Source organism: Bacteroides sp. UBA939 (genome assembly GCF_002293435.1).
Lineage (GTDB): Bacteria > Bacteroidota > Bacteroidia > Bacteroidales > Bacteroidaceae > Bacteroides.
Genome location: NZ_DBDF01000023.1, coordinates 1 through 6,667, shown reverse-complemented (window position 1 = coordinate 6,667; position 6,667 = coordinate 1). Strand labels below are relative to the sequence as shown.

Annotated in this window: 6 protein-coding genes; all 6 read left to right on the top strand. The window is 46.5% G+C overall.

Annotated elements, in window-relative coordinates:
* The first annotated feature begins 146 nt into the window (after positions 1-146).
* A complete protein-coding gene (locus B2Z67_RS01680; RefSeq protein WP_291528085.1) occupies positions 147-476 on the top strand; it encodes a hypothetical protein in 330 nt (109 codons plus the stop codon).
* A 48-nt stretch (positions 477-524) separates the two neighbouring features.
* The gene (locus tag B2Z67_RS01675; protein WP_291528084.1) at positions 525-2,666 is read left to right on the top strand and encodes a TonB-dependent receptor; all 2,142 of its coding nucleotides are present in this window, start codon (positions 525-527) and stop codon (positions 2,664-2,666) included.
* 127 nt (positions 2,667-2,793) lie between these two features.
* Positions 2,794-3,279: a DUF4625 domain-containing protein gene (locus B2Z67_RS01670; protein WP_291528083.1), complete on the top strand. Its 486-nt coding sequence runs from the start codon at positions 2,794-2,796 to the stop codon at positions 3,277-3,279.
* Between the two features lie 82 nt (positions 3,280-3,361).
* Positions 3,362-4,126, top strand: coding sequence for a 5'/3'-nucleotidase SurE (gene surE / locus B2Z67_RS01665; RefSeq protein ID WP_291528082.1), 765 nt, complete (start codon positions 3,362-3,364; stop codon positions 4,124-4,126).
* Between the two features lie 234 nt (positions 4,127-4,360).
* On the top strand, positions 4,361-5,521 hold the full coding sequence (gene lpxB, locus B2Z67_RS01660) for a lipid-A-disaccharide synthase (protein WP_291528081.1): 1,161 nt from the start codon (positions 4,361-4,363) through the stop codon (positions 5,519-5,521).
* A gap of 145 nt (positions 5,522-5,666) precedes the next feature.
* Positions 5,667-6,413, top strand: coding sequence for a NigD-like protein (locus tag B2Z67_RS01655; protein ID WP_291528080.1), 747 nt, complete (start codon positions 5,667-5,669; stop codon positions 6,411-6,413).
* Positions 6,414-6,667: the final 254 nt, after the last annotated feature.

Below are 6,667 nucleotides of genomic sequence, written 5' to 3'. Positions count from 1 at the left end.
GGAGGAGAATAGAGATACTTTGTACTTCATTTAATTGAGTAGCCTGAAATTTTAGCACGCCACCCCACTTTTAAACCTCGATACTTGCTATTCTTCTTCGCTATTCCTATCTTTGCCTCTCTATTCAAATTCTATTTAGGAAGAAAGTGAATAACAGCAAAAACAAACGGATGTTTATAGCATGGGCATTACTGATGATACTCATGCCGTATTTTGTGGTGAAGGCCTTTCATCATCATACTCATGCGCCGGAACATTCCGTTTCCTGTTCTCACTCCCATACCGGGAACGCACCGCTGCATTCGCCGGACGATTGCGCTATCTGCCACTTCTTCCTTCCTCTCTTCACGGAAGCTCAAGCGTTCGACTTCCATCACGAATTAACGCCCATATCTTTTGAGCAAGTCGTTTACCGGAATGAGAGACTGTGTACACTCTCTTATTCGCATCATTTGCGCGCCCCTCCCATAGCTTGATTGCATAGCTTAATTTTCCTTTTCATTATCTAACAAAGATTGTAATTGATGCGTATGGAATATATTCCGGGCGTATTGGGACTGTTATTCATATCCCTTTCCGTCCATGCGCAAGATTCCGATACAGCCCGTGTGGACTTGCCCGAAGTTGTAATAGCCGAAACCTACGAACAACTTCGGAACAAGAAAACCGCACTGACGCTTGAAGTGGCTGACCGGGATTTCCTGCGTAAACATTTCACGGGTAACTTCATGCAAACCATGGAGAATATCCCCGGAGTACAGGCTATGGATATCGGTGCGGGATTCTCCAAACCGATGATTCGAGGCATGGGCTTCAACCGGATTGCCGTACTGGAGAATGGCATTAAACAAGAAGGCCAGCAGTGGGGCGCAGACCATGGTCTGGAGCTGGATGCTTTCAACGTGGAAGCCGTCAACGTGATAAAAGGCCCAGTCTCGTTGCTTTACGGAAGCGATGCAATGGGAGGAGTGATTGACATCGCTCCGGCGCAACCCCCTGCGGAAGATGTGCTGTTTGGCGACGTCACTCTTCTGGGGAAATCGGTCAACGAAACCCTTGCCGCTTCGCTGATGCTGGGAATTAAGAAGAATGCCTGGTATGCGAAACTACGCTACTCGGAGCAACGTTTCGGCGATTACCACATTCCGGCGGATACCATTGTTTATATGACCCGGCTGATACCCGTCTATGGCGGAAAGCTGAAGAATACGGCAGGCGTGGAGCGCAATGTCAACGTCTTCGCCCGGTATCAGAAGAAAGCGTATAAGTCGGATTATGCCGTGTCCAACGTCTACCAGAAGACGGGCTTCTTTCCGGGAGCGCACGGCATCCCCGACCTGTCGCGCTTGCAGGACGATGGAGACAGCCGGAATATAGAACTCCCTTACAGTAAGGTGAACCATCTGAAAGTAACCACTCATCAACAGTACGCTTGGCAGACGTTTATCCTCTCCGGTGATGTCGGCTACCAGAACAACCACCGTGAAGAACGGAGCCTGTTCCATACCCACTACAACACCCAGCCTCTACCCGAAGCAGACCCGGACAAGGAACTGGAATTCAATCTGCACACGTTCAGCCTCTCGGCGAAGGGGCGCTTAGTCGGCTCCGCCTCGTGGGAACACCAAATGGGGTGGGACACCCAGTACCAGAAGAATACGATTTCCGGTTACTCCTTTCTGCTGCCGGCTTACGAACGTTTCACGACCGGCATGTCCTGGCTCACGACGTATCGCCCCAGCAACCTGTTCATGGTTAGCGGAGGCGTGCGTTATGACTACGGCCGCATACATGTCTCTGCGCACGACGACCCGTATCTGGCAACCTACTTGCAGCAGATGGGATACGATGACCGGGAAGTGGAGCTTTACCGTTGGAACAGCCACCGCGTAGACCGTAACCTCGGAGACTATTCCTTGTCTTTGGGCATGGTATGGACTCCTTCCGTCAAGCATCAGTTGAAAGCGAACCTCGGGCGGAGCTTTCGTCTGCCGGGAGCCAACGAACTCGCTTCCAACGGCGTGCACCACGGAACTTTCCGCCACGAACAGGGAGACGCTACCCTGTCGTCCGAACAGGGCTGGCAGATGGATGCTTCTTACCGGCTGAAGTCCGGCAGATGGACGGCGTACGTATCGCCTTTCGCCAGTTGGTTCAGCAATTACATCTTTCTGCGGCCTACGGGCGAATGGTCGGTGTTGCCGCATTCGGGACAGATATACCGTTATTCTCAAACCGAAGCGCTCTTCGCCGGTGTGGAAGCAAGTGTGGAACTACAGATTCTGCCCGCTCTCAGCTATCACATCTCCGCTGAGTATGTGCATACCTACAATTGTGAGGAGCATATCCCCTTGAGTTTCTCGCCTCCCGCCCGGATGCAGAACACCCTGACCTGGCAGAAGAAGCGGTATATGCTTTATGCCGAGTGGCAAAGCATAGCCCGCCAAAACCGTGTAGACCGTAACGAAGACCGTACGCCGGGCGCAAACCTGTGCCACATAGGCGGTTCGCTCGACGTATCCATTGCGAAGACTGATGTTGAGGTATCTTTGACCGTCCGGAACTTGTTCAATACGCGTTATTTCAATCATCTTAGCTTTTACAGGAAAGTAGAAATCCCCGAACCGGGACGAAACTTCCAACTATTAATTAAAGTACCTTTTTAAAACGGACTCAATAAATAACTCAAGCTTTATATGTTTTTTATATTGTTGATTATAGTAGTATGTAAAGCTTGAGTTACTAACCGAGTCCTCCAATTAACAAGAAGTTTAATTCTAAAAAACGATTCAAATGAAAACAAAGTATTATTTCCCGATTATTTCCTTAGTGATGTTCTCTTGGTTGTTCACCTCTTGCGATGACAAGAACCGCGATACAACCCCACCCGTTATTGATGTGCAATCTCCTTCGGACGAAGAGGTTATATTGATAGGCGACGAACACGGCATACACCTGGAGATGGATTTGTCGGACGACATCATGTTGCTGTCTTACAAGATACAGGTTCACAGTAACTTCGACGGCCACGGCCACGACCATGACCACGACACAAGATCCGGTGAGGAAACCGTTCCATTCCATTTTGAACAGTCGTACAATGTAACCGACAGAACAGCTCATATCGAACATGATATTGAGATACCGGCCAATGCCACTCCGGGAGATTATCACCTGATGGTGTTTTGCACGGACGAAGCCAAAAACGACTCTGAAGTGGTACGTAGTATCGTGTTGAGTACAGGAGATGAAGATCATGACCACGACCACGATGAGTAATACGTAATATATTCAGCAACCACGCTTGCTATCCAGTTCTCTTTTGCTACTTTTGCATTGAAAAAAGAATAGATAACAGATAATGGAAAATCAGAGACCTTTGATATTGATTTCCAATGATGATGGCATTGTTGCGAAAGGTATTAGTGAGTTGATAAAGTTTCTCCGCCCGTTGGGGGAGATTGTGGTAATGGCTCCGAATGCACCGCGTTCGGGTAGTTCGGCTGCATTGACGGTAACGGAACCTATCCATTACCAGTTGGTTCGTAAAGATGTAGGTTTGTCGGTTTATAAATGTTCCGGTACTCCGGTCGATTGCGTTAAGCTCGCATTCCATACGGTGCTCGACCGTACGCCCGATTTAGTAGTATGTGGCGTAAATCATGGAGATAACTCCGGCGTTAATGTACATTTCTCCGGTACGATGGGGGGAGTAATCGAAGGATGCCTCAAAGGAGTGCCTTCCATCGGCTTCTCTCTTTGCAGCCACGAGCCGAATGCTGATTTCGATCCGTCCGGGCCGTATATCCGCAATATAGCCCGCCTGGTTCTGGAGAAGGGATTGCCGCCACTAACCTGTCTCAATGTTAACTTCCCGGTAGCAAAAGAGATGAAGGGAATTAAGATATGCGAACAGTCGAAAGGGGACTGGATAAACGAGTGGGAGAGTTTTGCGCATCGGGGCAATAGCCATTATTACTGGCTGTCCGGTGAGTTCCGGGATGTAGATTCTGAAAACGAAAAGAATGATCATTGGGCGCTCGAAAACGGTTATGTTGCCATTACCCCGATTAAGGTAGATGTTACGGATTACGGGTTTATTGACGAATTGCAAACTTGGTTTTGAGCTGTATATTTAAGGTAGTAGTAAGTACTTAATCGTAATAGGTTTAGCGGTGAATGATAGTTTAGTGGTGGGAGTAGGTACGCGTTCATCCGCTTATTTCGCATCGTTCGCGTACCCATTCCCACTACTAAACTATCTTTATAGTACACCAATTATGACGAGATACCTAAATACTCACTACCAATTAAATCTTTCAACCGGATTAAGGAAGAACCATTTTAAACTCTCAATAGTATGAAGTATTACTTAATAGTCGGTGAAGCCTCAGGTGACTTGCATGCCTCTCACCTGATGGCAGCCTTGAAAGTCGAAGACCCGCAGGCCGAATTCCGTTTCTTCGGTGGCGACCTGATGGCGTCAGTAGGAGGTGAAATGGTGAAACATTATAAGGATTTGGCCTATATGGGCTTTATCCCAGTGCTGCTGCACCTGCCTACTATCTTTGCCAATATGAAACGATGCAAAGACGATATCGTTGCGTGGCAACCGGATGTAGTAATATTGGTGGATTATCCGGGTTTCAATCTGAATATTGCCAAGTTCCTGCGAGCCGGGACACAGATTCCCGTTTATTATTATATCTCCCCAAAGATATGGGCGTGGAAAGAGTATCGCATCAAGAATATCAAGCGGGATGTAAATGAGCTATTCTCTATTCTGCCGTTCGAAGTGGAGTTTTTCGAAGGCAAGCACCACTACCCGATACATTATGTGGGTAACCCTACGGTGGATGAAGTAGCTGCCTTCCGTGCTGAATATCCGGAAACATACGATGATTTTGTCCGTACGAACGAATTGGAACACAAACCGATTATCGCCTTATTAGCCGGTAGCCGGAAGCAAGAAATAAAAGATAATTTGCCCGATATGCTTCGTGCCGCTTCAGCTTTCCCCGAATACCAGTTGGTGTTGGCGGGTGCGCCCGGTATTTCTCCCGATTACTACCGGAAGTATATCGGCGATGCGAAAGTGAAGATTCTTTTCGGGCAAACCTACCGTTTGCTTCAACAAGCTGAGGCTGCATTGGTGACTTCGGGAACGGCAACTTTAGAGACTGCTCTGTTTCGGGTTCCGCAAGCCGTCTGTTACCATACGCCGATAGGAAAGGTGATTGCCTTCCTGAAGCGGCATATCCTGAAGGTGAAATACATATCATTGGTGAACCTTATAGCAAACCGGGAAGTAGTAAAAGAACTGGTTGCAGACACAATGACGATAGAACAAATTCGTGCTGAGTTGGAGCGTATCCTATATAATAAGGTGTATCGGCGGCAAATGCTTGATGGCTATGAGTATATGGCATCTCGTCTGGGAGATGTGGGAGCTCCGAAACATGCAGCGCAAGAAATGGTACGTTTGTTACATAACTCTCAAAGTAAAATAGAGGGAGTCTAAAGTAGGTTCTTAATCTCAAAGGATTTTAAATCCGTTAAAATATATAAAGCCAGTGCAGTATTACTCTGGCTTTCGTATTTTATAGGCAGAACATAAATTTAGTGTAAACCAATAGTTATTAAGAAAACAAATGAAAGGATTGATTATGAAAAAATTAAATTGGTTATTTGTGATGATGAGTTTGACTGTTTTGCCAATATTGCAGTCGTGTAGTGAATCTGATGGATATTCACTTGGAGATGTAGCTTATCCGAACTGGGCTACTACGCGAGTAACAGGAAGCACCTTCTATTTAGATAGTGACACGTGGGGGACACTTTTACCCATGTATGTAACTCTGGATTGTTATCATCCGGTAGATGGACAGCGTATACTTACTACTTTCAACCCTCTTTATGATAATTATGAGGGATATGACCATGCGGTGATGATTGATCGGGTTTGGCCTGCATTGACCAAAGGTGTGGAAACACTGACTCCGGAGAATGAAGAAGAGTATGGTAATGACCCGGTATGGATTTATCAGGGAGACCTTACTATCAGTGGCGGATACATGAATATTATTTTCCTGCAGAACTTGCCGCAAAATCCTGGTACCAAACATCGTATAAGCCTGGTACAGCGCGAAGCTACCGAGGGTGATGCGGACAGCGACGGCTATATCCATCTTGAACTCCGTTACAATAATTATGATGATGTTAGTGGAGTAGGCGCTTATGGACTGGTTTCTTACAATCTGGGCGAACTGGGTATTACTTCGGAAACGAAAGGTATCAAGCTGAAACTTAACTCGGAAAAGAACGGTGAAGTGGAATTGACTTTTGAGATGAAAGATAGTAACACCACTGCTAAATCGACTAACTTTGACTTTTCAAAGATGCAATTGCAGTAAGGCAACGTATAAAACCAGCGACAAAAAACGGACGACCTTTCTTAGTATAAGTCACCTGAAACTTCCGGTGCATGATTCTTTTGTCTTGAAGAATGTAACTCATCCCATAGAGTAGCTCAACTACCTGCTAATAGTTGGTTAATTACTACGTAGTAGTTAGGCAATTACTTAGTAGTAGTTGTTCAATTACTACGTAGTAGTTGGGTAACTACTACTAAGTAGTTCAGACACGGCTCACCCGATATTTCATGGGG